This is a genomic window from Thermococcus sp., assembly GCF_027012695.1.
Lineage (GTDB): Archaea > Methanobacteriota_B > Thermococci > Thermococcales > Thermococcaceae > Thermococcus.
Genome location: NZ_JALUYR010000138.1, coordinates 15,475 through 40,361 on the forward strand (window position 1 = coordinate 15,475; position 24,887 = coordinate 40,361).

Consider the following 24,887-nt stretch of genomic DNA (forward strand, 5'->3'; position numbering starts at 1 on the left):
CATAAAAAGGGAGTAGATGCTCACTCCCTCTTGTAGGGCTTTCCATCCCACTTCGGCGGCCTGGCCTTGCCGATGATTCCGGCGACGATGATGAGGGTCATGATGTAGGGCAGCATCAGGATAAACTGCCCAGGAATGATGTGCTTTGGAGCCAGCCACGTCGCCAGCGCCTCGAAGAAGCCGAAGAGCCAGCCGCCGATGAGCGAAATCAGGGGGTTCCATCCGCTGAAGACCATGTTGGCCAGGGCTATGAAACCCCTTCCGCCGGACATCGTCTTGTGGACCAGTCCGAGCCAGTCAACGCTCATATAGGCCCCGCCGAGACCAGCTAAAGCGTGGCCGTAGACGGTTGACCAGAAGCGGTACTTCTCAACGTTTATGCCGAGCGCATCGGCCGCCTCGGGGTTCTCCCCACAGGCCCTCACGCGAAGTCCCAGAGGGGTCTTGAAGAGCACCCACCACGTAACGACGGCGATCACGACCGTGACGATGATCATGGGGCTGATCTCACCGTAGGGCGTCCTCCAGTGCCACATTATCGCGTCGTGGGGGAGCTGGTGCTGGCCGGCGGTTCCCCAGTAGGCGAGTATGCCGAATGGAACGACGCCCATCGCCAGGAGGTTTATGCCTATGCCCGGGATTACGTGGTCGCCCTTCAGGTAGACCGTCAGGACTCCATGGAGCATTCCCAGAAGGAGTCCCACTATAATTCCCCCAATGAGGCCGACGAGGGCGTTCCTGGCCAGCTCGGCGAATATTGCCCCGAAGAAGGCGCTCATGAGGAGGACTCCTTCGTAACCGATGCTGACGACACCGGCACGCTCGCTCCACGCGGCTCCGACGCTCGTCAGAACTATTGGTACCATCGCCATAAGGGACATTATCAGGATCGTTATAATGTCTCCCGGGTTCATTGAGCAACCCCCCCGCGGAAGGCCCTAACAAGCAGGTCGTAGAGACCGGGGATGGCAACGGTTATGACGATGATTCCCTGGATGACCTTGATTATCTCGAGCGGCACGTGGGCGTTCACCTGCATCAGCGCCGTTCCCGCACGCATCATCCCGAAGAACAGCGCCGAGAGGATTATTCCCAGGGGGTGGTTTCTGCCAACGAGGGAGACGCCGATTCCGTCGAAGCCGAAGCCGTAGATGTTCGCTCCTCCCTGACTTATAGCGTAGGTTGGCCCCTCCCCCATCACTTTCATCGCACCGCCGAGGCCGCTGAGGAGACCGCCTATTATGAACGACCACATTATGGCCATCTTCGGGTTCATGCCTCCATAGCGTGCGGCCTTCTGGTTGATACCGCTGGCGCGCATGCCGAAGCCCATTGTCGTGTGCCAGAGCAGGAAGTACGTCAGGATGGCTGCGATAACCGCTATAATTATTGCTATTGACAGACCGTAACCTATCACCGGGAGTCTGGCCGCCTCGGGGATTCTGATGGTCTTGTTCGGATCGTTGGGATTCGCGTAGGGTCCGACTATGAGCCAGAGCACGAAGAACCAGGCGATCCAGTTGAGCATTATTGTCGAGATGACCTCGTGAACGCCGCGATAGACCTTGAGGATCGCCGCAGGGAGCGCCCAGAGGGCTCCTAGAAGCATGCCCATCAGCAGACCGAACCACATATTGCCCCAGAGGTTCGTGAATATAACCGATGCTATCGCGCCAAAATAAAAGGAACCCTCAGCGCCTATGTTGAATATACCGGTCCTCGTGCCTATGGCGAAGGTCAGGGCTGTGAGCATTATTGGAGTCGCGTACTTGAGGGTCGAGGCTATGCCTCTAGTCGAGCCGAGCGCACCGATGAAGAGCCAGTAGTACGCCTCAAGGGGATTGTAGCCGAAGGCGATGAGTACTATCGCACCGATTATGAAGCCAACCAAGATCGCTATGAGGCTCTCCACGAAGGGTTTGAAGTTGATGAGCGGGCTACTTCCTGATCTCCTCATACCTTATTCCCCCCATCATCATTCCGATCTCCTCCGTCGTGACCTCCTCGGGCTTCACAACACCCATGAACTCACCCTCGTACATTACTCCCATTCTATCGCTCAGCTGGACGACCTCGTCGAGATCTGCTGAAACCAGGAGAACGGCCTTGTCCTCGTTCCTCAGCTTAACGAGGTAGTTCCTTATGTACTCGGTGGAGGCAACGTCAACTCCGCGCGTTGGCTGTGCCGCTATGATGAATACGGGCTCCTTGCTGACTTCCCTTGCGACGATAAGCTTCTGCTGGTTTCCCCCGCTCAGGGACTTGACTGGCGCCTCCGTTCCGGGTGCTGAGATGTCGAACTGTTCTATGAGATGTTGGGCGTGTTCCCTCGCCCGGGCCCAGTTTATGACGCCCTTAAAGCGCTGGAACTTCGGCCGCCAGTGGAGGCCAAGGATGGAGTTCTCGGTCACCGTCATATCCAGGATGAGGCCCATGTGGGTTCTGTCCTCTGGAATGTGGGCCATTCCCATGTCGTAGAGCTCTTTAGGACCTTTTCCGGTGATGTCTTTCTCGTTGAGGTAAACCTTTCCGCCTTCAACCTTCCTCAGACCCGAGATGGCCTCGATAAGCTCGGTCTGGCCGTTGCCCTCAACGCCCGCGATTCCGAATATCTCGCCCGCGCGAACCTCAAAGGAGAGGTCCTTCACGGCCACCTCACCACGGTCGCCGATGACCCTGAGCTTTTCCACGCGAAGTATCGGTTTTCCGGGTTCCTTGGGCGGCTTTTCTATTCTGAGCACAACGTCCCTGCCCACCATCATTCTGGCAAGGAGCTGGGGTGTCGCCTCACTCGTCCTGACCGTTCCAACGACCTTTCCCTTTCTTATGACCGTCACCCTGTCCGTTATTTCCATGACCTCATTGAGCTTGTGGCTGATGAAAATTATCGTCTTTCCCCGGGCCTTGAGCTGCCTCAGAACCCTGAAGAGCTCCCTGACCTCAATCGGAGTAAGCACGGCGGTGGGCTCGTCCAGGATGAGAACCTCAACGTCGCGGTAGAGCATCTTGAGGATCTCCACCCTCTGCTGCACGCCAACGGGCAGCTCCTCGACCGGAACATCGAGGGGAACTCGAAAGTTGAGCTCTTCCATGAGTCTCTCTATCTTCCTTCTGGCGCGTTCCACGTCTATCTTGGAGAGCAGTCCGTGTCCCTCCATCCCCAGGATTATGTTATGGAGGGCATCGAAGACCTCGACGAGGGTAAAGTGCTGGTGAACCATTCCGATACCGTGGGCGATCGCATCGGAGGGGCTCTTAAAACGAACCTCCTTCCCCTTCACAAAGATTTTACCCGCCGTGGGCTGGAGCATTCCGAAGAGTATCTTCATGAGCGTGGTCTTTCCGGCACCATTCTCACCGAGGAGACCCAGGATCTCGCCCTGATAAACAACGAGGTCAACGCCCTTCAGGGCCTTCGTACCGTCGGGATACACCTTCACGATGCCTTTCATCTCGACTATAGGCACTCTCTCCATCATCGCACCCCCTCAGAAGAAAAGGGAAAAAGAGAGGATCACTTGGCCAGTTCCATCATTTCCTGCCAGGTCTTGGCCTTCCTGACCTTCTCAATGCCATCCTTGTCCATCGGAGCCGGAACCTTTATGACCCCGGTCTTGATCTTGCCCTCGAGCTCCTTGACCGCGTCCCAGATCCAGTCCGGAACCTGCTTCCTGGTCTGCTCGAGGAACTGCCTGAGCTCCTCCTTGCTGTTGAATCCGAGGTCCCTAAGCTTCTGCTTCTGGGTCTCCTCCGGAAGGGAGTCGAACATCGCCATGACGTCGTCAACGGTGCTGAGTCCAACACCGCCCTCCTTGAGGCCGAGCTCGACTATGCCTCCCTTGAAGGTGCCCTCGACGGCATCCTTAACGGCGGTGTAGACACCCACGTCAACGCGCTTCATCATGCTGGCTATTATAACTCCCGGCTTGATCCAGTCCTGGGCGGAGTCAACACCAATGGCGAACGGCGGGCCCATCTTCTTACCCTGGGACTTGAGAACCTCCTCAACGGCATCGAAGACACCGAGTCCGGTACCGCCTGCAACCTGGTAAATGACCCAGGCACCCTGGGCGAGCTGGGCCCTGGCGGCCGCCTTACCCTTGGCGGCATCGTTGAAGGTACCGGTGTACTGGTAGAGGACGTCTATGTTAACGTCCTTGCCCTCCTTCTGCTTGTAGTAGTCCTCGGCCCACTTGACGCCGAAGCGGTAACCGGCCTCGAACTTGTAGAGAACCGGGATCTCCATACCGAGAACGATTCCAACCTTGTCCTTGCCGTCGTTGGCCGCTATAAGACCAGCGAGCGCACCGGCAAGGGCTGAACCCTCGTTCTCCTTGAAGAGGATGCTCATGACGTTGGGCATGTCCGGAATGTAACCGTCAATGATTGCGAACTTCTGATCGGGGTACTCCTTGGCTACCTGCTTGACCGCGTCGGTCATCATGAAGCCGACGGCGATGATGACGAGGTACTTCTTCTGGCTTGCGAGGGTCTCAAGGTTCTTGACGTAGTCGTCCTCGCTGTTGCTCTGCATCTCGACGAGCTCAAGGTTAAAGTCTTTGGCAGCCTTGCTGGCGCCTAGGTACGCCATGTCGTTAAAGCTCAGGTCACCCCTTCCACCGACGTCGTAGACGATGGCTATGGCTCCCTTCGTCTTTGACTTCTCCCCGTTTGAGGAGATACAGCCGCTGGCCACGACGCTTATGGCCAAGAGGCCGATTAAAAACAGACTCAGCCACTTCCTCATAGCAACACCCCGCAAAGTTTCAGATGAATACCCGCGATGGAGGATATATAGTTTGCGGTCCCCGAAGCCCGAAAAACCTGGGAAAGGGTTTTAACCCCCTTCCGAAAGTTTTTCCGATGGCAATGCTGAAGGAGATAGCGGGATTGAATTCCGGAAGGGTCCTGATAACGGGGAACGGAAAGAAACTGGCAAGGATATACCTCAATTCCTGGGGAAGGGGTAGGAAAATTCTCGCCGAGTACCTGCCGTTCCAGGTGAAGGGTGACGTCTACATCGGCTCGCCCTTTGAGAGTGACGACTTCGAGGTCTATCTGATAGTGAACCCCCTCTCGCGCCCGAAAGCAGAACGGGAAAAGCTCCATCGCTGGCTGGCAGAACAAAGGGACAGGCTCGTCCTCCTCTACGAGGGGAAGTACGTAAGGGATTCAATAACGCGCTACGGCATCAGGGACTTCATTGATTATTTAATCGCATACAAGAGGGAGACCGTTGGCTTCGAGCGGGTTGACGTGATGCGCCTTGAGAGCGGAAGAGTTGTCGAGACCAAGACCTACATCCGGAGGTACTGAGAACTCCAGCAGTCCATTCGCCCGATGACGAGTGGCTTCGGGTCTGAGCGGTGATGACACCAGCTATCGCCGAGGGCGTTCACAACCATTATATAGGACGCGATCTCCGTTAGTCCGGTGGTGGGGAGATGTTCGGAAAGCTGAAGGAGAAGCTGGGCTCATTCGTTGACAAGGTCTCCCAGACCGAGATAAGCGAGAAGGACGTTGAGAAGGCTCTCTGGGACCTTGAGCTGGAGCTCCTGGAGGCAGACGTGGCCCTTGATACCGTCGAGGAACTCAAGGAAAGGATAAAAAATAAGCTCGTCGGCCAGAAGGTCAAGATCGGTACGGACAAGAGGGCACTCGTTGAGAAAGCCGTTAGAGATGCCGTCCTGGAAATTCTGACCCCGCAAAAGCGGATAAACCTCCTCGAAATGATAAGATCGAAAGAGGAGAAGCCCTTCGTCATAGCCTTCGTCGGTTTCAACGGCTCGGGAAAGACAACAACAATAGCCAAGCTAGCCCACTGGCTCAAGAAGAACGGCTTTTCGGTGGTCATAGCCGCGAGCGACACCTTCCGTGCTGGAGCGATAGAGCAGCTTGAGGAGCACGCGAAGAGGGTTGGAGTTAAGGTCATAAAGCACTCCTATGGAGCAGATCCAGCGGCGGTAGCTTACGACGCTATTCAGCACGCCAAAGCCAGGGGAGTTGACGTTGTCCTCATCGACACCGCCGGGAGGAACGAACTCAACAGGAACCTCATGGATGAGATGAAGAAGATAGCGAGGGTGGCGAAGCCCGACCTGATAATCTTCGTCGGCGACAGCCTGAGCGGAAACGCCGTTGTGGAACAGGCCAAGCAGTTCAACGAGGCCGTTAAGATAGACGGTGTGGTACTTACCAAACTCGACGCGGATGCACGTGGAGGAGCGGCACTGAGCATAAGCCACGCGATTGGAGCGCCGATACTCTTCGTCGGCGTCGGCCAGGGATACGATGATTTGAAGCCCTTCGACGAGAAGTGGTTCGTGGGGAGGATTTTTGGGGAGGAGTAACTCCCAACTCTTTTCCCTTAGCACCTGACTGCAGGCTCTCCCAGTATCAGGTAGAGAACCAGGAAACCGTAGACAAAGCCCTCAGTGGAGAGCAGCGCCTTTTCCGCTTTGCCCCTGCCCGCTATCAGGCCGGTGCCAATCGAAACAAGAATCAGCGCCTTAAAAGCCCACCAAGGGTTTGCCAGGGGCACCAGAAGGACTGTCAGGGTTGTAATCCCCAGTTCTACGCCCCCTCTCCAAAGGGCAGGCTTTCTGAAGTGGAGATACAGCGTTAGAAGGACTATCACCGGAAGGAGGATGAGGAGAACAAATAGAGGGGATGGGGAGTAGTGGAAACGACAGGTATAAATCGCGCCCCAGATGTGGATTGCCTCGCCTTTGATGTGATATTCCCTCAACCAGCGATGGTTGTAATCCAGGAAGAGTCCCCAAGCAGTAGCCAACCCGAGGATAAAAAGATGGATGAGATTTCTTTGGAGCTTCATGGTTCGCCCCACCCCTATTAACACCACACGAGTGTGAGTTCAGCCGCTATTATCATACCTATTATAAGGCTTGGTAGAAAGCCCGCAATACTGAGTAGCACTTTTTCCCACTTGTCTTTCCCAACTGCTCCACCAACCACAGCCGAGACAACAATCAGAACCAATAAAACACCCGATCCTGTAGTTTTAAAATAGGTAACAATTACTGATAAAATGGGCAGCCCTATTGAGAGTGCCGATTTCTTTAGGGCGGGCGCTCTGAAGCAAAGGTACAAGATAATCAGGAGGAGTGTAGGGAGTAGGACGAGGAGAACAAACTCTAATGAGGGGGAGTATTTGCTCCAAGAAGTGCAGGGCCCCCCTGTTCCACCGGTCCAGTTTTCGAAAAAAATTGTGCCTTTCTCAATATAGTACTTACTGATGGCCCGGCTATTATAAGCGAGTACAAGCTCCCAGACCGTTGCAAAAATAATAGAGAGAACATATAGAATGAATTCCTTAGGGCGCATTAACTTACCTCCTCCTAGGAACTATCTTCACGAGGTGCGTCTTAGATTCCCAGTTGCCCCACGCGAGACTTACATCACCTGCTTTCATGGACTTCACCTCCCAGAGTATATCTAACACGCACCGTGGAACTGAGCAGATATTACCCATATCACCACCAGCCCCGGCAAAAATCCTCCAAAGACAAGAATTGCCCTATCCCCAATGTCTTTCCCGAGGACGATCCCACTGCTCAAGGAAACGAGCATGAGGAGAATAGAATTGATGGAGAGGTCGAGTATGAAAACTGGTGCTATGGTAACAGCCAATAGTGAAAACAACATGGAAAGGCCAAGATTTCTAAATGATGAATCCCTGTGGAAAATATACAAAGCTAGGAGTATGAGCGCAGGAAGAAGAACCAGAACAATGAAGATTGGAGAGGGGGAGTACTCCATCCAACAGACGTATGGCCTTCCAGCGGGGCCAGTCCAGTTCTCGAACCAGACCATTCCGCTCTCGATATAGTAATCCACCGGAAGCCAGTAGAGGAGCACGAACTCCCAAATTGCTGCAAGGAGGAGTATGGAAATGTGCACAATAATCTTAGGGAACTTCACTTCTTCCACCCAATAATTTCCTCACAGGTGTGTATTTATAACCGTTTGGAACATTACTGATGGCCTGTTTGAATAACAATCCGCGTTCCAGGTCTAATACATCTCTGAGTCGGGAATCTCCATGTGAGTTTCGCAACGCTCTGCCAGTCATGTCCGTTCACCACTATGAGAACGCCCGTGCCTTTGAACTCACTACACTCAATGTAGTAGCTTTCGTCTCCACCAAGGAGTTCCCACATGCAAAAGCGGTTTTCCGAGCCATTTATGACATCGCCAGTCAGATTGCTTTTTAGGAACCTAAACTGATCCATGCATTCACTAAAGTTTCCATAAACGAAGAGTGCAACGTTAAAGGGGGTTGTTCCATTGGAGACCGTTCCTTCAAACCCAGTATCAAAGCCTGAAACATTTATGGAAAGCCACTTTTCCTCTGTCCGATTTTCAAAGTGTAAGAGCATCTCCTTTAGGACGCATTCCAAGCAAGAGTTGCTTGCAATATCATTGCCATCATTCCTTAGAAGAGAGTGGGGCAAGTAAAATGTTGCGAGTAAAACAAAAAGTAGCAGGAAAAAAAGAAATCCTCTTAACCATTGAGATTGCTTAATTTTCATGAGGCTCTCACCTTTATTATGTCCGCATCAATCCAGTTTCCATTGTAAATGTAGTGCGTTTCAAAATTCCATGTATCATGAATTTCAATGTAAACAAGTTCACAGTTGGAGTAATCCTCTGAGCAAGCTGCGATATATCCAACCCCAGTAACTGCGTGGTTCCCATAGGGGCCAGTCCCATCAGATGCTCTACCCCCATTTTCTAAGCCCAGCATAAATGGATGGTTGTTGTTAACCTCCGAAATCACATCCATATCTGTCCAATACTCATAAAATGTTGCTGTGAAGTCGTGGTATACAGGTTTATATACTATCCATCCTCTGAGATAATCCCACTCTTCCTTAAAGTTTTCAATTCCCACAACTTGAGTCGTCCATACTGAGCCCCCAGTATTGTCGTCAATTCCCATAGTGTGGTGGAGTACGTCTATAACCGCTTCCCGGTCCCATTCATCTTTTAATTGTGGCTCATAGTATGCTATTATCATCGATGCAGCGACTGCCGCACATCCATCCCAGTCTATCCAGGGATCACGTGCAGACCCTACATTGAATGGATATTGAGTTGATGCACCCCCTTTATCCGTAGAAGTCCATGCGGGAACTCCTTGTATAGATCTAACCACAGAAACTAAGTGTTCATCGCTACCTCCATCTTCAAGGGGGAATACAGAGGAGCGGGACGTGGTGGGTTTCAAAATTTCATTCTCAGCTATTGATGTTGACTTTCTGAAATGGAATTTGATATTTTTTGGTACGTTTTGCACTTTACGATCTACTAAGCTCAGCATTTTGTTTGATCCGATTTGGAGACCATAGGTTAGTGCTCCATAGTAGATGAGGTTTCCAACCTTGTACCCTTTGTTCATCGCTACTTTCTGCGCATAGTGAATTCTAGTACTCGGTGCTTCTCCCTTGCCGAACTCCAGGATGGGAGGCATATACCTCTGCGCAGCCACGAGTATGAATCCATCGGGCTTACCGTTCACAAGCACGGTAAACTCGTAGGCGCTCTTGGTTCCGTTAGGGAAGTAGTAAACCACTGGCCGGGAGAGCTTTGAATTTTTCCAGTCCTCGAAGTTGGGTATGTGCTCCGAAGCCCCGTGCAGGTGCTTCTGGGCCACGAGGGTTGCCTCGCTGGGCGTTACGGGACCGTTCCTAGCTGGTATCTGGCCTATGCTCAGAGCTCCGGCAAGGCTACTCAATACCAAAACAGCAAAAAAAACTACCGACAGAATGGCCGTTTTCCTACTTTTCACAGTGAATCATCGAACTCAATATGTGCAAAACTTCTTAAAAAGTTTTCTCAGATCCGTTGCTCGATTCGTTATCATGAATAATAAGTACAATTACACGGTTTCCCGCCAACCTTCCGTAACAGGGGATGATTAATAAAGCACCATAAATGAATAGATGATGTTGCGCACCCAACCTACCACATTTTGGAATTCAGTATTTTCATAATTTCCTCAAAGTCAACCCCCGCAGTCATATCGATGTTTATCGGCGTTGCACTGACCTTCCGCTCGACCTTGAGGGCGTAAGCATCGGTCCCCGGCTCGAATTCTTTTGTCCTCCTCCCGACTATCCAGTAGTAGGGATGTCCCCTCGGGTCAACGCGCTCCTCTATGGTGGGATTGTAGCGTTTTCTGGCCAGCCTCGTGATGGTGATTTCGGTCTTCTCGGTTGCATCGCTCGGAACGTTCACGTTGAGCATGTCCACTCCTTCAGGGAGACCGTTCTCCAGTATTGCCCCGGCAATTCTCCTGAGGAAGTGCGCCGAGACTGAGAAGTCTATTCCCTCTCCCTCGCCGAGGGTCTTCTTCCAGTCCACTTCAAGGCTCATCGCGATGCTTGGGACACCATGAGTTGCCGCCTCGATGGCCGCCGATGCCGTCCCAGAAACGGTTATCTCGGTGCTGAGGTTCTCGCCGAGGTTTATGCCGCTGACCGCCAGATCAAAGTCCCCAAAGCGTGCTATGGCAAAGATGACGCAGTCAGTTGGAGTTCCATCTACCCCGTAGGCCACCTTTGCCCCGGGAACGTCCACGAGCTTTGCCCTTATCGGCCTGTGGAGCGTCATGGCCCTGCCGCTCGCGCTCCGCTGGAAGAGGGGAGCGACTACGTAGACCTCGCCGAGCTCGCTCAGCGCCCTCACGGCCGCGCGGATTCCGTTGGAGTAAATCCCGTCGTCGTTCGTTAAGAGTATCCGCGACATGGTAAGAACTCGACCTCACCTTTAAAAACCCTGTCCACAACCGCCTCCAGGTGAGAACATGACCTACTGGACGAGCGAGGACAACGTGGCGGGAAAGCCCGGAAAGGCGCTCTTCATAATCCTCCCGACCATAGGATGCTACCGCTTCCGAATAGGAAAGGCCTGTTATATGTGCGCTTACCCGACCGCGGCACCGAAGGTAAGGTGGAGCCAGGAAGCGATAGTCGACTACGTCCGCGAGGCTCTCAAAAAAATCGAGGGCAAGAAGGGACCCTTTGCTGTGAGGATGTTCACCTCCGGCTCTTTCCTCGACAACAGTGAGCTGAAGCCAGAAACCAGGAGGAAAATATTTGAGATTCTCTCAAAGATGGACAACGTCGAGGAAATCGTCATAGAAAGCAGGAGCGAGCTCGTTAGATACGATGCCGTTAAAGAGCTCGCCGAAATAGTTCCAGACAAGCACTTCGAGGTGGCAATAGGTCTCGAAACGGCGAACGACGACATAGCGGACGTCTCCATAAACAAGGGCAACACCTTCGAGGACTTCGTCAGGGCATCGGAGATAACTCGGAAGGCGGGGGCAAAGGTGAAAACCTACCTCCTGCTCAAGCCGATATTCCTCTCCGAGAGGGACGGCATAAGGGACGCCAAGGAGAGCATAATCAAAGCCGAGCCCTACACGGATACCTTCTCAATAAACATCACCGACATCCAGAAGGGGACGCTCTACGAGAGGCTCTGGGAGAAGAAGGAGTACAGACCTCCGTGGCTCTGGAGCGCGGTTGAAGTTCTCATATGGGCCAAGAAGCGCTTTCCAGACAAGAGAATCCTCAGCGACCCCGTCGGAGCTGGCTCGCCGAGGGGACCCCACAACTGCCTGACGGACTACGACCGGGCGATAGGAAAGGCCATAAAGAAGTTCTCGGCAACGCAGGACGTCAGTTACCTTGAGAACCTCACACCGGAGTGCAGGGAGGGGTGGAGCTACATCGTCGAGAACGGCCTTCTCGACTGGCAGCTGATTACCTGGTGAGTGTTCGGATTTTGGTTTAATCCCTCCAAACTTTTCCCGCGATACACGACTGTATTCGAATGTCTTTTTTATGGACATCAATGTCCCTTCACGAAAGCTTTAAATGTTGACAAACGTAAACGCTCCAGTCATGGGGTGATGTTCATGGCTGAAAACACGAACACAGTTGTCGAAAAGAAGGGCTATCTAGTTGTCGGAAAGGCAGAAGGAATCGTTGAAATTGACGTTGATACTTTCCTCTGCAAGGGCTGTGGAATCTGCGTCGAGATGTGCCCGAGAAAGGTCTTCGAGTGGAGCAAGGATCTGAGCGAAAAGGGCGTGCATTACCCGGTTCCCGTGCACGCTGAAAAGTGCGTCAAGTGCAAGCTCTGTGAACTGCTCTGCCCGGACTTCGCCATCGCGGTAAGGTGGTGACGCATGATTATCAGAGGTGACGAGCCTGAACAGATCGGGCTCCTCAAAAAGCTCTACAAACCCGGCAACTACTTCATGCAGGGAAACGAGGCCCTCGCTTACGGTGCAATCTTCGCGGGCTGCCGCTTCTACGCCGGTTATCCAATAACGCCGTCGAGCGAGATAGCCGAGACGATGGCGCGCGAGTTGCCCAAGCTCCAGGGTTATTACCTCCAGATGGAGGATGAGATTGGAAGCATAGCGGCGATGGTGGGTGCATCGTGGACCGGGCTAAAGGTGATGACGGCAACGAGCGGTCCGGGCTTCTCTCTCATGCAGGAAAACCTTGGCTATGCCATAATGACCGAAACACCACTCGTTCTTGTCGATGTGCAGAGAAGCGGTCCTTCAACGGGACAGGCAACGAAGGGAGCTCAGGGGGACTTCTTCCAGGCCAGATGGGGAACCCACGGGGACCACCCGATAGTAGCCCTCTCCCCGATCAGCGGGCAGGACGCCTTCTGGGAAACCATAAGGGCCTTCAACATAGCTGAGAAACTTAGAACACCGGTGGTTATGCTCTTCGACGGTGTTCTTGCCCACACGCGCGAACTCGTCAGGATTCCGGACGTTGAGGAAGTGGAGATTACCTACCGCAAACTGCCCAGGAACGAGGAGGAGGCTAAACTCCCCTTCGGAGACCCGCACGGCGATGGAGTTCCGCCAATGCCGCTCTTCGGCCACGGCTACTTCACCCACGTCACCGGTTCGACCCACAAGGAAAACGGTTTGAGGGACGTTTACACTCCAGAGGTTCACGACAAACTCGTTAGGAGGCTCCACAGGAAGATAGAGCAGAATAAGGACGTTTACGAGAAGTACGAGGAGCACTTTACGGACGACGCTGAAATCCTCGTCGTCAGCTGGGGCGTAACCGCTCGTCCGGCCCTTGGAGCTGTCCTAAAGGCCAGAGAAGAGGGCATCAAAGCGGGCCTCTTCGTACCGAAGACTGTCCACCCGTTCCCGGGCGAGAGAATGAGGGAACTAGGAAAGCGCGTTAGGGCTATACTCGTTCCCGAGATGAACCTCGGCCAGATGATTCTTGAGGTTCAGCGCTTCGTCAACGACGACGTTCTGCTAAGGGGAATCAACAAGATAGGCGGGGTTCCGTTAACAGTTGAGGAAATCCTGCGCGAGATAAGGGGTGTTGCCTGATGGCCAAGGAGATCTATTCCAAATATCCGCTCATCAAGTACCTTAGGAAAGAAGCCCTTCCCACGGCCCTCTGCCCCGGCTGCGGCGGTGGAACTGTTCTCAACGCCTTTGCCAACGCGGTTGACCAGCTCAAGCTCGACCCCAAGGATCTGGTAGTCGTCAGCGGAATCGGCTGTTCGGCATGGATAGCCTCGCCCTACTTTTTGGCGGACACGCTCCACACGACCCACGGAAGGGCGATAGCCTTTGCCACCGGCGTTAAGGTCGGCCTTCCGGACAAGAAGGTCGTCGTCATAAGCGGGGACGGCGATCTGGCGAGTATAGGAGGAAACCACCTCCTGCATGCGGCAAGGAGGAACATAGACATAACTGTTATTCTCGTCAACAATTTCATCTACGGAATGACCGGGGGCCAGCTGGCCCCGACAACTCCCTTTGGCGCTAAGACCACCACCAGCCCCTACAGGAACATCGAGCATCCCCTCAAGATAAGCGAAACGATAGCCTCAGCGGGAGCCTCTTATGTCGCCAGATGGACCACTGCCCACGTCTACCAGCTCATCGAAAGCATCAAGAAGGCCTTGACCGTCAAGGGCTTCTCCCTCGTTGAAGTTATCTCCCAGTGCCCGGTTCAGTACGGAAGGAGGAACAGGATGAAGGAGCCGGCAGAGATGCTCCGCTGGTTCCTGAAGAACAGCGTTCCGATAAGCAAGGCCAGAAAGATGAGCGAGGAGGAGCTTGAGGGCAAGTTCGTCATCGGCGAGTTCGTTAACAGGGAGAGACCGGAGTTCGTTACCGAGCTTAACAAGCTGATTGACGAGGTGCAGGAGCACTTTGGGCTTAAGGGTGAGTAGAATGGAACCGTATGAGTCGGTGGGCAGGAGAATCAGAGACACCTTTGGAGACAGGGTCGAGGAGGTCATAATCTTCGGCTCCCGGGCTAGGGGGGACTTTCGCGAGGACAGTGACCTCGATGTTCTCATCATTTTGAAAGATGGAATAAGGCCCGAGGACTGGGATAGGATTGGGAAGCTGAGCGCCGAGCTGACACTTGAACTCGGAGTGTCAGTAATGATAGTGCCCCATGAACCGAGAAAAGACAGCCTATACACTACCGCAAAAGCAGAGGGAGTGAGAGTATGAACGAGGTGGAAGCCCGGGAGATAATTGAATACGCGAAGGAATTTTTGGAGTTCACAAAGTCGTATCTGGAGGTGTGACTCATGCAGATTAGGTTCGCTGGCATTGGTGGGCAGGGCGTCGTTTTAGCGGGCGTCATCCTTGGCGAAGCCGCGGCCATAGAGGGCCTCAACGTCGTCCAGACCCAGGACTACAGTTCAGCGAGCAGGGGTGGGCATTCCATAGCGGACGTTATAATTTCCAAAGAGCCGATTTACGACGTAATGGTCACGAAGGCTGACGTTCTCGTTGCCCTCCACCAGCTCGGCTACGACACGGTCAAGGACTCCCTGAAGGAGGACGGTCTCTTAATCATTGACACCGACCTGGTCAAGCCCGATAGGGATTACATAGGCGCCCCCTTCACGAGAATAGCCGAAGAAACCACGGGGCTGGCCCTGACCGTCAACATGGTGGCCCTGGGTTATCTGGTTGCCAAGACGGGCGTCGTGAAGAAGGAAAATGTTGAGAAAGCGATAAGGAGGCGCGTTCCGAAGGGGACGGAGGAGATAAACCTCAGGGCCTTCAACGTTGGGTATGAGGAGGGATCGAAATGAGATACCCGTTTCCAGTTGGGAAATCCGATTTTATCCAGGGCGATGAAGCGGTAGCGAGGGCGGCAATCCTTGCCGGATGCAGGTTTTATGCCGGCTACCCGATAACGCCGGCCAGCGAGATATTCGAGGCGATGGCCCTCTACATGCCGCTGGTAGATGGCGTGAGCATCCAGATGGAGGACGAGATAGCGAGTATAGCCGCGATAATCGGTGCATCGTGGGCGGGAGCGAAGGCAATGACGGCAACGAGCGGTCCGGGCTTCTCTCTCATGCAGGAAAACCTTGGCTATGCCATAATGACCGAAACACCGATAGTCGTCGTCAACATGATGCGCGGCGGTCCCTCAACGGGCCAGCCGACTTTTCCAGCTCAAGGAGATATAATGCAGGCCATCTGGGGAACCCATGGTGACCACATGCTCATCGTTCTCAGCCCCTCAACGGTTCAGGAAGCCTTTGACTTCACGATAAGGGCCTTCAACCTCGCCGAAAAGTACAGAACCCCCGTCGTGCTTCTCGGTGATGCAGAGCTGGCTCACATGCGTGAAAGGGTTTACATTCCCAACCCGGACGAGATAGAGATAACCTACCGCAAGCTGCCCAGGAACGAGGAGGAGGCCAAGCTTCCCTTTGGGGACCCGCACGGCGACGGAGTTCCGCCAATGCCAATATTCGGAAAGGGCTACCGTACCTACGTCACCGGTCTGACCCACGACGAACACGGCAGACCGAGAACGGTTGAGCCCGAAGTCCACCAGAGACTTATAAGCAGGATCTTCAGGAAGATTCTCGACCACAGGGACGAGATAATAAGCTACGAGACCTTTGAGCTCGACGATGCCGAGATAGCGATAATAAGCACAGGAATAGTCTCGCGCTCCGCCATAAGGGCCGTTAAAATTCTCCGTGAGAGGGGGGTTAAGGCGGGTCTCCTCAAACTTCACACGATATGGCCCTTCGACTTTGAGGTGATAGAGGAGTTAGCGGAGCGCGTGAGGAAGATATACGTGCCCGAGATGAACATGGGGCAGCTCTATCACCTCGTCAGGGAAGGAGCAAACGGAAAGGCCGATGTTGAGCTGATAGCGAAGATAGGCGGCGAGGTTCACACTCCGATGGAGATCGCTGAAAGGGTGGTGGGATGATGTACCTGAAGTCCGCCTACGAGATACGCGACAAGTACATGAGAAAGGACATGCTCCCCACGATATTCTGTCCGGGCTGTGGAATAGGCTCCGCCCTCCAGTTTACCCTCAGGGCGATAGACGATCTCGGGCTCAACCAGGACGAAATAGTCTGGGTAAGCGGAATAGGCTGTTCCTCCCGCGTTCCAGGCTTTGTCAACTTCGACGGCCTCCACACCACCCACGGAAGGGCGCTGGCCTTTGCAACCGGTATAAAGCTCACCAATCCGGACCTCAGGATAATCGCCTTCATGGGTGACGGTGACGCGGCCGCGATAGGTGGGAACCACCTAATCCATGCCATAAGGAGGAATCTCGACGTTACAGTGATACTCATCAACAACTTCACCTACGGAATGACCGGCGGACAGGTCGCACCGACAACGCTGAAGGGTCTGAGGGGAACGACAGCACCTTACGGCCAGTTCGAGAATCCCTTCGACATAGCCCAGCTCGCGGTTTCGGCCGGGGCCAACTACGTGGCAAGGTGGAGCGTCTTCAACTACCTCCAGGGCATGAACAGCATCAAAAAGGCGCTCCAGAAGGAGGGCTTTACACTCGTCGAGTTCCTCAGTCCATGTCCTGTTAGCTTTGGAAGGAGGAACCGGATGAAAACATCTCCCGAGCTTCTCCGCTGGTACCAGAAGATAACCGTTCCTCTAGCAAAGGCCAAGAAGATGAAGCCGGAGGAGCTTGAGGGCAAGATCGTGATAGGGGAATTTGTCGACAGGGACAGACCGGGCCTTGTACGGGAGTATGAAGCCTACAAGAAGCGCGCCAAGAAGATGATGGGGTGGGAGGAATGAGGAAGGAGGTTCTCTTCAGCGGTTTCGGCGGCCAGGGAGTCATCTTAGCGAGCGTTATCCTTGGAAGGGCCGCGGCCGTTTATGAAGGGCTCTACGCGGTTCAAACGCAGAGCTACGGCCCGGAGTCGAGGGGAGGCGCGAGCAAGGCGGAGGTGGTCATAAGCGACGAGCCGATAGACTACCCCAAGGCTCTCCATCCTGACTACGCGGCCTTCTTCTCCCAGGAGGCCTATTCCAAATATCTCTACACGGTCAGAGAGGGGGCCAAGGTGATAGTGGAGAGCGACCTCGTCCCCAACAGAGATTTCGAATTCGAGAAGAAGCTCGAGGTCCTGGCACTGCCCCTGACGAGAATAGCGGAGGAAACCACAGGGTTGAGTCTCACTATGAACATCCTGACCCTCGGGATACTGACGACGTGGACGGGCATAGTGGGCAGGGAGGCCATGGAGAAGGCGACCGTTGACGCCGTTCCCCGGGGAACGGAGCAGATAAACCTCAGGGCATTAAGAAAAGGGTTTGAGCTGGGTGAGAAGGCTAGGAAAGGGCTCCTTTGAGCCTGGCAATTTCCTCCATTATCTCCTTCTCCCTTTCCCTGAGCCTCTCGATTTCCCTCTTGTACGCGAGGCGCATTCTCTCGATGTGTTCTATGGCCTCGTCTTTGGTTATCTCCACGAGCAGGTCCGCGAAGGCCCGGTAGAGCTTCCGCTCGGATTTTGCAGCCGTTATTATCCCCTCGGCGTACTCAAGCTCCTTCATCTTGAGTTCAATCGCCCTTCTGAGTTCCCTGATCCTGGCCAGCTCGGTCTCAAGCTCGTAGATCCTCACTGCCTCCATTGGACCACCTCCAAAAAAAGATTGGAAGGAGGTTCACTCCTTCTTCTCAGGCTGGAGTTTCTGGAGCTCCTGGAGGAGCTCGGTAACCTTTCTGCTGTCCTCCTCGATCTTCCTGAGGAGGGCCAGGCGCAGACTCATGAGGGCGCTTATCCTCTTCTCGATGTTCTCACGGGCCTCGTCGATGGTAGCGCCGACGAGTATGCCAGCCCCAACGTCCATGATGACGTCGTCGGGCTTCTCTATCTTGCCCTTTATCGCTATTCCGCTTCCGAGCGGGATGTAGATTTCCTTGCCCTTGCCCTTCTCCTTGATGTAGGCGAGGGTCGCGTCAACGGTCCTGAGGTTGGCGATGGTCGCGTCAATAACACTGACCTGGCTCCTGAGGTACTCGATCTCGCCGAGGTAGCTCCTTATCTCGTCCTGGATCTCCTCCGGGGTCTTAACCTTCTTCTCCACCATCTTTCATCACCCCCCAACGTTCTCATATTTTAGTAACATTTTGTGATTTAAAAACTTTTCGCCGGCAGACTTATTAACCGGGAGGTGTAGGGGTGAGCATGATAACCAACGAGACGAAGGGCACGATCTGGCACGGACCCGTCCGGGTGGCCGACACATTCTCCAAGCGTTTCCGCGGTTTGATGCTCGCCAGAGGTATCAACCACGCCCTCGTCTTCATCCTCCCGGCAGAGACCCGAATAAACGCATCGATTCATACGTTCTTCATGCTCTCCGACATCGATGTAATCTGGCTCGACTCCTCAAGGAGGGTCGTGGACCTCAAGACCGCCAAAAAGTGGCGCCTTTACGCACCGAAGAAGGCCGCGAAGTACATCATCGAGGGGCCGGTCGGACTGATAAAAGCCCTAGAGGTTGAGGAGGGCGATCTGATGAGCTGGTCCCCGACTGAGGAGAAGGGAAAGACCATTCCCGTCAAATCCCTGATCCCGGGAAAGATTGACCTGAAGGGGTCAGGCAGCGGTGTGGCGATGATGGAGGGTGTACAGGAAGTGAAAGATAAGGGTGCCGAAAATGTGTATGCCGATTCTTTTTAATGAGCCTAAGCCCGGCGGTGCGCTGGCATTCTACCCTCCTTCGGGAGAACGGAAATGCTGAGGAACGTCATAGGTGGATAACCTCCTTCTTCACGTGCTCTCCACTCTTGGGCTTGAGGGTAGATTTCATGACGAGGTCAAACCTTGATACAGAGGAGATCCTCAAGCTCGATGAACCCCAGCAGAGAAGGAAACCTCATAGAAGTCCAACGAGAATATCGCCCTCTCCGTCGCCTCACACGGATGTAGGAGCCAAAGACCCCTATCTCCCTGACCCTAAACCTCTCCTAAAGCTCCCTCCGGCGAGTTTTTCAAGATGGTTTCGATCTCCCCAAGAGTCAGCGTAGGTATCATCTAGTGTTTGAGCCACATTCCAAGAAGTTTTCCTTTGTGATGCAACTCTATCAAGCCTGAGAGTGCCCACAAAAAAATTCCCGCGAGAATAATTCTCAGAAGAATTTTTCAGAACTCGAACTCCACCCCGTTCTCGTCCCCTTCCCAGAGCCTCAAACGGTAAAGCCTAACCCCTTCGGGGAGCTTTTTCTCAACCTCCCCCGCTATCCACAAAGCTATGTTCTCGGTCGTGGGGTTCTCGAAGAGGGCGTTGAGGTTCCGGTGGTCGAGCTTTTTGATGACCCCCTCAACTATCGCCCTCAGCTGGAGGAAGTCAATGACATAGCCGTTTCTCAGCGGACCTTCAACAGCTATTTCAAGCCTGAAGGTGTGACCGTGTATCTCCTCCGGTTTGCCGTTTAGGATGACTGCGTGGGCCGCCTCGAACTTAAAGCGCTCGACAACGTGGGATTTCATCTCTCACACCGAAAACCAAATCAGCCCCAGCGTCTTAAACCTTTACGGTGATGCCTATGGGATGTGGAATGGCGATAGACGCCAACCGCGTTATAGCTGGAGGTGTTCTCGTCTTCGTCGAGCAGGAGGTCTTCAGGAAGTTTCTTGAGCTGAAGGAGAAGCCCATCGTGATAGTTGGAGAAACCGGCGGCTTCAAGAAGGTGAAGGTTACGATGATGACCTATGAAGGAACGGTGATAATAACGCGCGGTGAGGTGGAACTACCTGAAAACGCGATAATCGTGAGGGCAAAGGAGCTTTCGCTGGGGAAGTGATTTTATATCAAACCCTGCATATTTTTCTCTGCACTTAATAACCCACCGTAATGTTTAAAACCCGCAGTTCTTATAAGGGGGCAGGACCATTGGCGGACGGTGGTTAAAATGGTGCGGTACATGGTCACATCGGCACTCCCTTACGCTAACGGGCCAATTCACGCGGGACACCTTGCTGGAGCTTATCTCCCAGCGGACATCTTCGTGCGCTATCTGAGACTTAAAGGCGAGGAAGTGCTCTTCGTCTGCGGTACCGACGAGCATGGAACACCGATAACCTTCCGCGCGCTGAAAGAAGGTAGGAGCCCGAGGGAGATAGTTGACGAGTTCCACGAGCACATAAAGACTACCTTCGAGAGGGCCAAGATAAGCTTCGATTTCTTTGGAAGGACTGAACTGCCCGTCCACTACAGGCTAAGCCAGGAGTTCTTTTTAAAGGCACTTGAAAACGGCCACCTCGTAAAGAAGGTCACCAAGCAGGCCTACTGTGAGCACGACAAGATGTTTTTGCCCGATAGATACGTTATCGGAACCTGCCCCTACTGCGGCGCCGAAAATCAGCGTGGCGACCAGTGTGAGGTCTGCGGCCATCCGCTTACTCCTGAGATCCTTATCAACCCGCGCTGCAACATCTGCGGTAATCCCGTAACCTTCAAGGACTCCGCTCACTACTACATAAAAATGGGGGACTTCCAGGAGAGGCTCAAGGAGTGGGTTGAAAGCCAAGAGCACTGGAAGCCGAACGTCAAGAACACGGTCCTTGGGTGGATTAACGAGGGCCTTGAGGAGAGGGCGATAACCAGGGACCTGGACTGGGGGATCCCGGTTCCGCTGGATGATGAGGACGTCAAGGGCAAGGTGCTCTACGTCTGGTTCGAGGCGCCAATAGGCTACATCAGCATCACCATCGAGCACCTGAAGAGGGAAGGAAGGGAGAACGAGTGGAAGAAGTTCTGGCTCAACCTCGACGGTGAAACCAGGATAATCCACTTCATCGGCAAGGACAACGTGCCCTTCCACGCTATATTCTGGCCGGCCTTCCTGATGGCCTATGGTAAATACAGGGACGGGGAAGTCGAGGCCGACTGGCTGCTCCCCCACGACATCCCGGCGAACGAGTACCTCAACCTCGAGGGCAGGAAGTTCTCAACGAGCAGGAACTGGGCCATATGGGTCCACGAGTTCCTTGACGTATGGCCGGCGGATTACCTCCGCTACTACCTGACCGCTATAATGCCCGAAACGAGGGACAGCGACTTCTCCTTCGAGGACTTCAAGATAAAGATTAACGAGGAACTCGTGAACAACCTCGGAAACTTTGTGCACAGAGCTATGACCTTCGTGAACAGGTACTTCGACGGCGTTGTGCCTGAGAGAGGCGAGCTGAACGACCGTGACAGAGAAGCCTTCGAGGAAATTGAAAAAGCCTTCAAGGAGACGGGCGAGCTGATAAGCAAATACCGCTTCAAGGACGCCCTCAAGCGCGTCATGGAGTTAGCGATCTTCGGAAACCGCTACTTCGACCACCAGAGACCGTGGAAGACCGCTAAAACAGACCGCGAGAGAACGGCCACAACCGTAAACGTCTCCCTTCAGATAGTCAAGGCCCTCGGAATCCTCCTCGAGCCGTTCCTGCCGGACGCGAGCGAGAAGATATGGCACCTCCTCAACCTCGAAGAGCTCAAAAGGTGGGAGTTCAGCGAGATTAAAGCCGGCCACCGCGTCAGGAAGGCAACGCCGATGTTCAGGAAGGTGACCGACGAGGATATAATTCACTTCATAGTGAACTACATAGGAAGGGGCAACCCGGAGAGCGCCAGACTGCTCCTCGACAAGTACTACAGGAGGGACGACGTTTTCAAAGTCATCTTAGAGCGCTTCGGGGAGAAGAGGAGGGAAGAAGCCCTGGCGCTCCTGAGGAGCATCTACGGGGAAGTTGATATGAAAAGTGAAAAGGCCGAAGAGGCCAGGGCTCCTGGAAAAAAGGAAAAAGCTGAGGAGGGTAAAACGATGGAGTACGTAAGCTTTGACGACTTCGCGAAGCTCGATTTGAGGGTTGGGAAGATAATCGAGGTCAAGGACCACCCCAACGCCGACAGGCTCTACGTGGTAAAGGTTGACATCGGAGAAGAGGTCAGGCAGCTCGTTGCCGGTCTCAAGAAGTACTACAGGCCGGAAGAGCTGCTCAACAAGACCGTCGTCATCATAGCGAACCTCGAGCCCAAGAAGCTCAGGGGAATTGAAAGCCAGGGAATGCTCCTCGCGGCCGACGATGGCGAAAACGTCGCCCTGCTGATGCCCGATAAAGAGGTGAAGCTCGGGGCAAGGATACGGTGAGGGCTCAGAGCCTGAGCTCCACCCAGTTATCCCTTTTCTTCTTGTAAATCCTCACCAGCCCCTGCTTCTCAAGGCGCTGGAACATTCTCCAGGCTGTCGTCTTTGGAATGCCCAGCATTTCCCTTATCTCGGCCTGTCTGGCCCTCCCACCCCTGTCGAAGAGGTAGAGCAGGGCCTTCTCCTCGTCCTTTGTCAGTTCGTACTCTTTGAGGCGTCCCGCAAAGTCCTCCCTGCTGATGTCGGTTTCTTCCTCATCTTTTCTGTGTTTCATATAGATAACGCTCCCCGCAGCCAGTACAAGAAGTGCCAGGGTACCTATCGTTATCCAGTTTGTCGAGTCTCTATCCGGAGTGTTTGGTGAGGAGCCAGGATGAGGGGGCAGTGATGAGTTGGAAGACTCCGCAGTGGTTTCCGGAACGGACGTTGTCGGCACTTCTGTGGTGGGTCTGTACTGGAGGACATACGAAATTGTGTGATTTCCAGCGGGCATTAGTATTGAGTTTCCCGTTATCTCAAGGGGTATGTCTGTAAGGCCAACTATGAGGGCGTTATCCGGAAAAGTAATTTTAACGGGCACGGTTGAGTTGAAACGAAGGCTCCATATGGCACCGCTTTTTGACGTTAGATCAGGGGTGTAGTAGGTTATCCAAACACGGGTAGCGTTTTCAAAATACACGGTAAGCGTGGAACCGTTTATCTCGTATGGCAGGGGGTTTCCATTCTCATCGAGAACGACAACCCCTTCAACGTTAACTGAAGGCAGTGGAAGGGAAAAACTCACCGTGTAGTTCTCTGGGAGGACAACTTCACTTACCTTAACGTACCCATCGGAATAGACCCCAAGGCTAAGGGATTCGACCGAATACTGCCCGCTTATGGAGGGCAAGAGCAGGATCATGAGTGAAATTGCAAGCACCGATATTGCTCCGCTCCTCATCCAAGCACCCCCCGAGGTTTGGGGAATCCCATAAAAATAATAGGGGGAAATTCACTCATCCTCCGACTCGTTCCAATCGTTGCGCTCCTTCTTTTTGCCGTCGTCATCGGAGTCCCCCTGGCGGTCGTTGTTCTCATCCTGATCATCCTGCTCTTCATATTCCCCATTCCGGTCATCATCACACTCATCGTCGGTGTATTCGTCCCTGTGATCGTCCTTCTCCTTGTGGTCCTCCCTGTATTCGTCCTCGTGCTCTTTCCCTTCCCGGTACTCCCTCTCTATCTCCCTGGTGTCCTCGATTATGTCCTTCAGCTCCTCGTTGATGTCGTGGAGCATATCCAGGGCTTCCTCATACCGGCCGCTCTCAATGAGGGCGTTGAACTCCTCGTACATGATCTGGAGTTCTATCAGACTCTCCTGAAGGTATGTGGCGTTTATGGTTGAGTTCCCGAGCATTGCCATTAGCTTCTGCATGAACCTCATCTGCTCCTGGAGCTTTTCCATAAAAGCCTGGCTGATCTCATCGGCTTTGGCTGTAACGATCTGCTCCTGGAGCTCTTCAACGGCGTCCTCAAGCTCGTCCATGAGCTCCTCCGCATACTCAAGGTCCGCCTTGAGGGCGATGAGGTTACCACTGGCGAGATCCCGGGCAACGACCATATAGGCGGCCTTGGTCTCGTTGTAGAGCTCCGTGACGTAGGTAACGTTGAGACCTTCCGCTTTGGCCTCTTCGATGACCTTTTCAACGTACGGGAGGTACTCCGCGGCCCGATGCAGCTCCTCCCTGGCGTCCATTATTATCTCATAGTACTCCTGCTCGTTCTCCATTTCCCTCTCCCTGTACTCCTCGTAGTAGTCGGTAAGCTCCTCGATGACTTCCCTGTAGAGGTAAAGGGCATTTATAGAGGCGTTTATGCTTCCACTGTGGTTGCCCGCCTTGTAAAGCTCCCACGCCTGGGCGCGGGTTGCCTCAGCCCGGTAGTAGAGACCAAGGGTGTAGTTGGAGATCGTGACGTTGCTGGCGTTGAGCTCCGCTATCAGGCCGGCGGTGTAGTTGGCGACCTTATCCAGGATCACAAGAAGGTTGTACGCCTGAACGCCGCCAGTGTTCGTCCTATTGGTGGCGCTGGTCGTGTTAACCGAAGTGTCGTTGGTTACGGGGATGGTGTTAACCGGTGTGGTCTGACCACTCACCGGGGTCGTGGTTGCCGTGGTGTTTACGCTGGCCGCCCATGCAGCGGTGCTGAGCAGTATCAGTGCTCCTATGGAGAGCACCAGCAGTGTTTTCACACTCATATTCATGGCCTTCACCCGATGTGGGATTATGCTCCGAACCTATATTAGGAACCCGGCGGACTTTGTTCGTTTCAAAACGTTTCTTCGGGTTTCTCTTTCCCAGGAGGGCATTAAAGAAGAAACATGGAGGGATTGAAGGCTTTTCTCATCCCTATTAACCCTAA

Annotated in this window: 29 protein-coding genes; 14 read left to right on the plus strand and 15 right to left on the minus strand. The window is 53.7% G+C overall.

What is annotated here, in order from left to right; translation table 11 throughout:
• Nucleotides 1-20 precede the first annotated feature (20 nt).
• Genes MV985_RS09165 through MV985_RS09180 form a run of 4 tightly spaced genes read right to left on the minus strand, consistent with a single transcriptional unit; the run spans nt 21 to nt 4,747 of the window.
• Entirely contained in the window at nt 21-914 is an 894-nt protein-coding gene (locus tag MV985_RS09165) for an ABC transporter permease (RefSeq protein ID WP_297465560.1), read from the minus strand.
• Complete coding sequence (locus tag MV985_RS09170) at nt 911-1,957, minus strand: ABC transporter permease (RefSeq protein WP_297465562.1); 1,047 nt, start codon at nt 1,955-1,957, stop codon at nt 911-913. The genes MV985_RS09165 and MV985_RS09170 overlap by 4 nt, the downstream gene beginning before the upstream one ends.
• Nucleotides 1,938-3,476 (minus strand): ABC transporter ATP-binding protein, encoded by a 1,539-nt coding sequence (locus MV985_RS09175; protein ID WP_297465564.1) that lies wholly within the window; start codon nt 3,474-3,476, stop codon nt 1,938-1,940. Before MV985_RS09175 ends, MV985_RS09170 begins: the two co-directional genes overlap by 20 nt.
• A 38-nt stretch (nt 3,477-3,514) precedes the next feature.
• Nucleotides 3,515-4,747 (minus strand): BMP family ABC transporter substrate-binding protein, encoded by a 1,233-nt coding sequence (locus MV985_RS09180; RefSeq protein ID WP_297465566.1) that lies wholly within the window; start codon nt 4,745-4,747, stop codon nt 3,515-3,517.
• A 122-nt stretch (nt 4,748-4,869) separates the two neighbouring features.
• Here MV985_RS09180 and MV985_RS09185 point away from each other — a divergent pair, with 122 nt between their 5' ends.
• Together MV985_RS09185 and ftsY are read left to right on the plus strand one after the other, a co-directional pair.
• A complete protein-coding gene (locus tag MV985_RS09185) occupies nt 4,870-5,316 on the plus strand; it encodes a hypothetical protein (RefSeq protein ID WP_297465627.1) in 447 nt (148 codons plus the stop codon).
• A 128-nt stretch (nt 5,317-5,444) separates the two neighbouring features.
• Nucleotides 5,445-6,350 (plus strand): signal recognition particle-docking protein FtsY, encoded by a 906-nt coding sequence (ftsY, locus tag MV985_RS09190; RefSeq protein WP_297465569.1) that lies wholly within the window; start codon nt 5,445-5,447, stop codon nt 6,348-6,350.
• Nucleotides 6,351-6,367: 17 nt separating this feature from the next.
• On the opposite strand, the gene MV985_RS09195 is transcribed toward ftsY, so the two are convergent.
• From MV985_RS09195 to surE, 6 genes are all read right to left on the minus strand, one after another.
• Nucleotides 6,368-6,835 (minus strand): hypothetical protein, encoded by a 468-nt coding sequence (locus tag MV985_RS09195; protein ID WP_297465571.1) that lies wholly within the window; start codon nt 6,833-6,835, stop codon nt 6,368-6,370.
• Between the two features lie 17 nt (nt 6,836-6,852).
• Nucleotides 6,853-7,344: a hypothetical protein gene (locus tag MV985_RS09200; RefSeq protein ID WP_297465573.1), complete on the minus strand. Its 492-nt coding sequence runs from the start codon at nt 7,342-7,344 to the stop codon at nt 6,853-6,855.
• A 111-nt stretch (nt 7,345-7,455) separates the two neighbouring features.
• Nucleotides 7,456-7,950: a hypothetical protein gene (locus MV985_RS09205; RefSeq protein ID WP_297465574.1), complete on the minus strand. Its 495-nt coding sequence runs from the start codon at nt 7,948-7,950 to the stop codon at nt 7,456-7,458.
• 44 nt (nt 7,951-7,994) lie between these two features.
• A complete protein-coding gene (locus MV985_RS09210; RefSeq protein WP_297465576.1) occupies nt 7,995-8,552 on the minus strand; it encodes a hypothetical protein in 558 nt (185 codons plus the stop codon).
• Nucleotides 8,549-9,811 (minus strand): hypothetical protein, encoded by a 1,263-nt coding sequence (locus MV985_RS09215; RefSeq protein ID WP_297465578.1) that lies wholly within the window; start codon nt 9,809-9,811, stop codon nt 8,549-8,551. The genes MV985_RS09210 and MV985_RS09215 overlap by 4 nt, the downstream gene beginning before the upstream one ends.
• A 173-nt stretch (nt 9,812-9,984) precedes the next feature.
• On the minus strand, nt 9,985-10,770 hold the full coding sequence (gene surE / locus MV985_RS09220; protein WP_297465580.1) for a 5'/3'-nucleotidase SurE: 786 nt from the start codon (nt 10,768-10,770) through the stop codon (nt 9,985-9,987).
• 58 nt (nt 10,771-10,828) lie between these two features.
• Here surE and MV985_RS09225 point away from each other — a divergent pair, with 58 nt between their 5' ends.
• The 9 genes from MV985_RS09225 to MV985_RS09265 all read left to right on the plus strand — a co-directional run bounded on the left by MV985_RS09225 (nt 10,829) and on the right by MV985_RS09265 (nt 17,694).
• Nucleotides 10,829-11,803, plus strand: coding sequence for an archaeosine biosynthesis radical SAM protein RaSEA (locus tag MV985_RS09225; protein ID WP_297465582.1), 975 nt, complete (start codon nt 10,829-10,831; stop codon nt 11,801-11,803).
• Nucleotides 11,804-11,947: 144 nt separating this feature from the next.
• Nucleotides 11,948-12,217 (plus strand): 2-oxoglutarate ferredoxin oxidoreductase subunit delta, encoded by a 270-nt coding sequence (locus MV985_RS09230; RefSeq protein ID WP_297465629.1) that lies wholly within the window; start codon nt 11,948-11,950, stop codon nt 12,215-12,217.
• Nucleotides 12,218-12,220: 3 nt separating this feature from the next.
• Nucleotides 12,221-13,411, plus strand: a complete 1,191-nt coding sequence (locus tag MV985_RS09235) for a 2-oxoacid:acceptor oxidoreductase subunit alpha (protein WP_297465584.1) — start codon at nt 12,221-12,223, stop codon at nt 13,409-13,411.
• A complete protein-coding gene (locus MV985_RS09240; protein ID WP_297465585.1) occupies nt 13,411-14,265 on the plus strand; it encodes a 2-oxoacid:ferredoxin oxidoreductase subunit beta in 855 nt (284 codons plus the stop codon). Before MV985_RS09235 ends, MV985_RS09240 begins: the two co-directional genes overlap by 1 nt.
• Nucleotide 14,266: 1 nt before the next feature.
• Complete coding sequence (locus MV985_RS09245; protein ID WP_297465587.1) at nt 14,267-14,554, plus strand: nucleotidyltransferase domain-containing protein; 288 nt, start codon at nt 14,267-14,269, stop codon at nt 14,552-14,554.
• Nucleotides 14,555-14,634: 80 nt separating this feature from the next.
• A complete protein-coding gene (locus MV985_RS09250) occupies nt 14,635-15,147 on the plus strand; it encodes a 2-oxoacid:ferredoxin oxidoreductase subunit gamma (RefSeq protein ID WP_297465589.1) in 513 nt (170 codons plus the stop codon).
• Nucleotides 15,144-16,292: a 2-oxoacid:acceptor oxidoreductase subunit alpha gene (locus MV985_RS09255; protein ID WP_297465591.1), complete on the plus strand. Its 1,149-nt coding sequence runs from the start codon at nt 15,144-15,146 to the stop codon at nt 16,290-16,292. The genes MV985_RS09250 and MV985_RS09255 overlap by 4 nt, the downstream gene beginning before the upstream one ends.
• Nucleotides 16,292-17,137: a 2-oxoacid:ferredoxin oxidoreductase subunit beta gene (locus MV985_RS09260; protein ID WP_297465631.1), complete on the plus strand. Its 846-nt coding sequence runs from the start codon at nt 16,292-16,294 to the stop codon at nt 17,135-17,137. Before MV985_RS09255 ends, MV985_RS09260 begins: the two co-directional genes overlap by 1 nt.
• Nucleotides 17,134-17,694 carry a 2-oxoacid:ferredoxin oxidoreductase subunit gamma gene (locus MV985_RS09265; RefSeq protein ID WP_297465593.1) on the plus strand — a complete coding sequence of 187 codons (561 nt, stop codon included), beginning with the start codon at nt 17,134-17,136 and terminating at the stop codon, nt 17,692-17,694. The genes MV985_RS09260 and MV985_RS09265 overlap by 4 nt, the downstream gene beginning before the upstream one ends.
• Here MV985_RS09265 and MV985_RS09270 read toward each other — a convergent pair.
• A complete protein-coding gene (locus tag MV985_RS09270) occupies nt 17,675-17,974 on the minus strand; it encodes a prefoldin subunit (RefSeq protein WP_297465595.1) in 300 nt (99 codons plus the stop codon). The genes MV985_RS09265 and MV985_RS09270 overlap by 20 nt on opposite strands.
• A gap of 33 nt (nt 17,975-18,007) precedes the next feature.
• Complete coding sequence (pfdA, locus tag MV985_RS09275) at nt 18,008-18,433, minus strand: prefoldin subunit alpha (RefSeq protein WP_297465597.1); 426 nt, start codon at nt 18,431-18,433, stop codon at nt 18,008-18,010.
• Between the two features lie 98 nt (nt 18,434-18,531).
• Here pfdA and MV985_RS09280 point away from each other — a divergent pair, with 98 nt between their 5' ends.
• Nucleotides 18,532-19,029, plus strand: coding sequence for a DUF192 domain-containing protein (locus tag MV985_RS09280; protein ID WP_297465633.1), 498 nt, complete (start codon nt 18,532-18,534; stop codon nt 19,027-19,029).
• A 462-nt stretch (nt 19,030-19,491) separates the two neighbouring features.
• On the opposite strand, the gene MV985_RS09285 is transcribed toward MV985_RS09280, so the two are convergent.
• On the minus strand, nt 19,492-19,839 hold the full coding sequence (locus MV985_RS09285; protein WP_297465600.1) for a 6-carboxytetrahydropterin synthase: 348 nt from the start codon (nt 19,837-19,839) through the stop codon (nt 19,492-19,494).
• A gap of 50 nt (nt 19,840-19,889) precedes the next feature.
• On the opposite strand from MV985_RS09285, the gene MV985_RS09290 reads away from it, so the two are divergent.
• Nucleotides 19,890-20,153: a hypothetical protein gene (locus tag MV985_RS09290; protein ID WP_297465602.1), complete on the plus strand. Its 264-nt coding sequence runs from the start codon at nt 19,890-19,892 to the stop codon at nt 20,151-20,153.
• Between the two features lie 108 nt (nt 20,154-20,261).
• On the plus strand, nt 20,262-22,490 hold the full coding sequence (gene metG / locus MV985_RS09295; RefSeq protein WP_297465604.1) for a methionine--tRNA ligase: 2,229 nt from the start codon (nt 20,262-20,264) through the stop codon (nt 22,488-22,490).
• Nucleotides 22,491-22,494: 4 nt separating this feature from the next.
• Here the strand turns inward: metG and MV985_RS09300 are convergent, their stop codons facing one another.
• Together MV985_RS09300 and MV985_RS09305 are read right to left on the minus strand one after the other, a co-directional pair.
• Nucleotides 22,495-23,427, minus strand: a complete 933-nt coding sequence (locus MV985_RS09300) for a helix-turn-helix domain-containing protein (protein WP_297465606.1) — start codon at nt 23,425-23,427, stop codon at nt 22,495-22,497.
• A 51-nt stretch (nt 23,428-23,478) separates the two neighbouring features.
• Nucleotides 23,479-24,729, minus strand: a complete 1,251-nt coding sequence (locus tag MV985_RS09305) for a hypothetical protein (RefSeq protein ID WP_297465608.1) — start codon at nt 24,727-24,729, stop codon at nt 23,479-23,481.
• Nucleotides 24,730-24,887 lie beyond the last annotated feature (158 nt).

Excerpts from the sequence above, each read along its gene's own strand:
- MV985_RS09165 (WP_297465560.1), bottom strand. The coding sequence starts at position 914 with ATGAACCCGGGAGACATTATAACGATCCTGATAATGTCCCTTATGGCG.
- MV985_RS09170 (WP_297465562.1), bottom strand. The coding sequence starts at position 1,957 with ATGAGGAGATCAGGAAGTAGCCCGCTCATCAACTTCAAACCCTTCGTG.
- MV985_RS09175 (WP_297465564.1), bottom strand. The coding sequence starts at position 3,476 with ATGGAGAGAGTGCCTATAGTCGAGATGAAAGGCATCGTGAAGGTGTAT.
- MV985_RS09180 (WP_297465566.1), bottom strand. The coding sequence starts at position 4,747 with ATGAGGAAGTGGCTGAGTCTGTTTTTAATCGGCCTCTTGGCCATAAGC.
- MV985_RS09185 (WP_297465627.1), top strand. The coding sequence starts at position 4,870 with ATGCTGAAGGAGATAGCGGGATTGAATTCCGGAAGGGTCCTGATAACG.
- ftsY (WP_297465569.1), top strand. The coding sequence starts at position 5,445 with ATGTTCGGAAAGCTGAAGGAGAAGCTGGGCTCATTCGTTGACAAGGTC.
- MV985_RS09195 (WP_297465571.1), bottom strand. The coding sequence starts at position 6,835 with ATGAAGCTCCAAAGAAATCTCATCCATCTTTTTATCCTCGGGTTGGCT.
- MV985_RS09200 (WP_297465573.1), bottom strand. The coding sequence starts at position 7,344 with ATGCGCCCTAAGGAATTCATTCTATATGTTCTCTCTATTATTTTTGCA.
- MV985_RS09210 (WP_297465576.1), bottom strand. The coding sequence starts at position 8,552 with ATGAAAATTAAGCAATCTCAATGGTTAAGAGGATTTCTTTTTTTCCTG.
- surE (WP_297465580.1), bottom strand. The coding sequence starts at position 10,770 with ATGTCGCGGATACTCTTAACGAACGACGACGGGATTTACTCCAACGGA.
- MV985_RS09225 (WP_297465582.1), top strand. The coding sequence starts at position 10,829 with ATGACCTACTGGACGAGCGAGGACAACGTGGCGGGAAAGCCCGGAAAG.
- MV985_RS09230 (WP_297465629.1), top strand. The coding sequence starts at position 11,948 with ATGGCTGAAAACACGAACACAGTTGTCGAAAAGAAGGGCTATCTAGTT.
- MV985_RS09235 (WP_297465584.1), top strand. The coding sequence starts at position 12,221 with ATGATTATCAGAGGTGACGAGCCTGAACAGATCGGGCTCCTCAAAAAG.
- MV985_RS09240 (WP_297465585.1), top strand. The coding sequence starts at position 13,411 with ATGGCCAAGGAGATCTATTCCAAATATCCGCTCATCAAGTACCTTAGG.
- MV985_RS09245 (WP_297465587.1), top strand. The coding sequence starts at position 14,267 with ATGGAACCGTATGAGTCGGTGGGCAGGAGAATCAGAGACACCTTTGGA.
- MV985_RS09250 (WP_297465589.1), top strand. The coding sequence starts at position 14,635 with ATGCAGATTAGGTTCGCTGGCATTGGTGGGCAGGGCGTCGTTTTAGCG.
- MV985_RS09255 (WP_297465591.1), top strand. The coding sequence starts at position 15,144 with ATGAGATACCCGTTTCCAGTTGGGAAATCCGATTTTATCCAGGGCGAT.
- MV985_RS09260 (WP_297465631.1), top strand. The coding sequence starts at position 16,292 with ATGTACCTGAAGTCCGCCTACGAGATACGCGACAAGTACATGAGAAAG.
- MV985_RS09265 (WP_297465593.1), top strand. The coding sequence starts at position 17,134 with ATGAGGAAGGAGGTTCTCTTCAGCGGTTTCGGCGGCCAGGGAGTCATC.
- MV985_RS09270 (WP_297465595.1), bottom strand. The coding sequence starts at position 17,974 with ATGGAGGCAGTGAGGATCTACGAGCTTGAGACCGAGCTGGCCAGGATC.
- pfdA (WP_297465597.1), bottom strand. The coding sequence starts at position 18,433 with ATGGTGGAGAAGAAGGTTAAGACCCCGGAGGAGATCCAGGACGAGATA.
- MV985_RS09280 (WP_297465633.1), top strand. The coding sequence starts at position 18,532 with ATGATAACCAACGAGACGAAGGGCACGATCTGGCACGGACCCGTCCGG.
- MV985_RS09285 (WP_297465600.1), bottom strand. The coding sequence starts at position 19,839 with ATGAAATCCCACGTTGTCGAGCGCTTTAAGTTCGAGGCGGCCCACGCA.
- MV985_RS09290 (WP_297465602.1), top strand. The coding sequence starts at position 19,890 with ATGCCTATGGGATGTGGAATGGCGATAGACGCCAACCGCGTTATAGCT.
- metG (WP_297465604.1), top strand. The coding sequence starts at position 20,262 with ATGGTGCGGTACATGGTCACATCGGCACTCCCTTACGCTAACGGGCCA.
- MV985_RS09300 (WP_297465606.1), bottom strand. The coding sequence starts at position 23,427 with ATGAGGAGCGGAGCAATATCGGTGCTTGCAATTTCACTCATGATCCTG.
- MV985_RS09305 (WP_297465608.1), bottom strand. The coding sequence starts at position 24,729 with ATGAATATGAGTGTGAAAACACTGCTGGTGCTCTCCATAGGAGCACTG.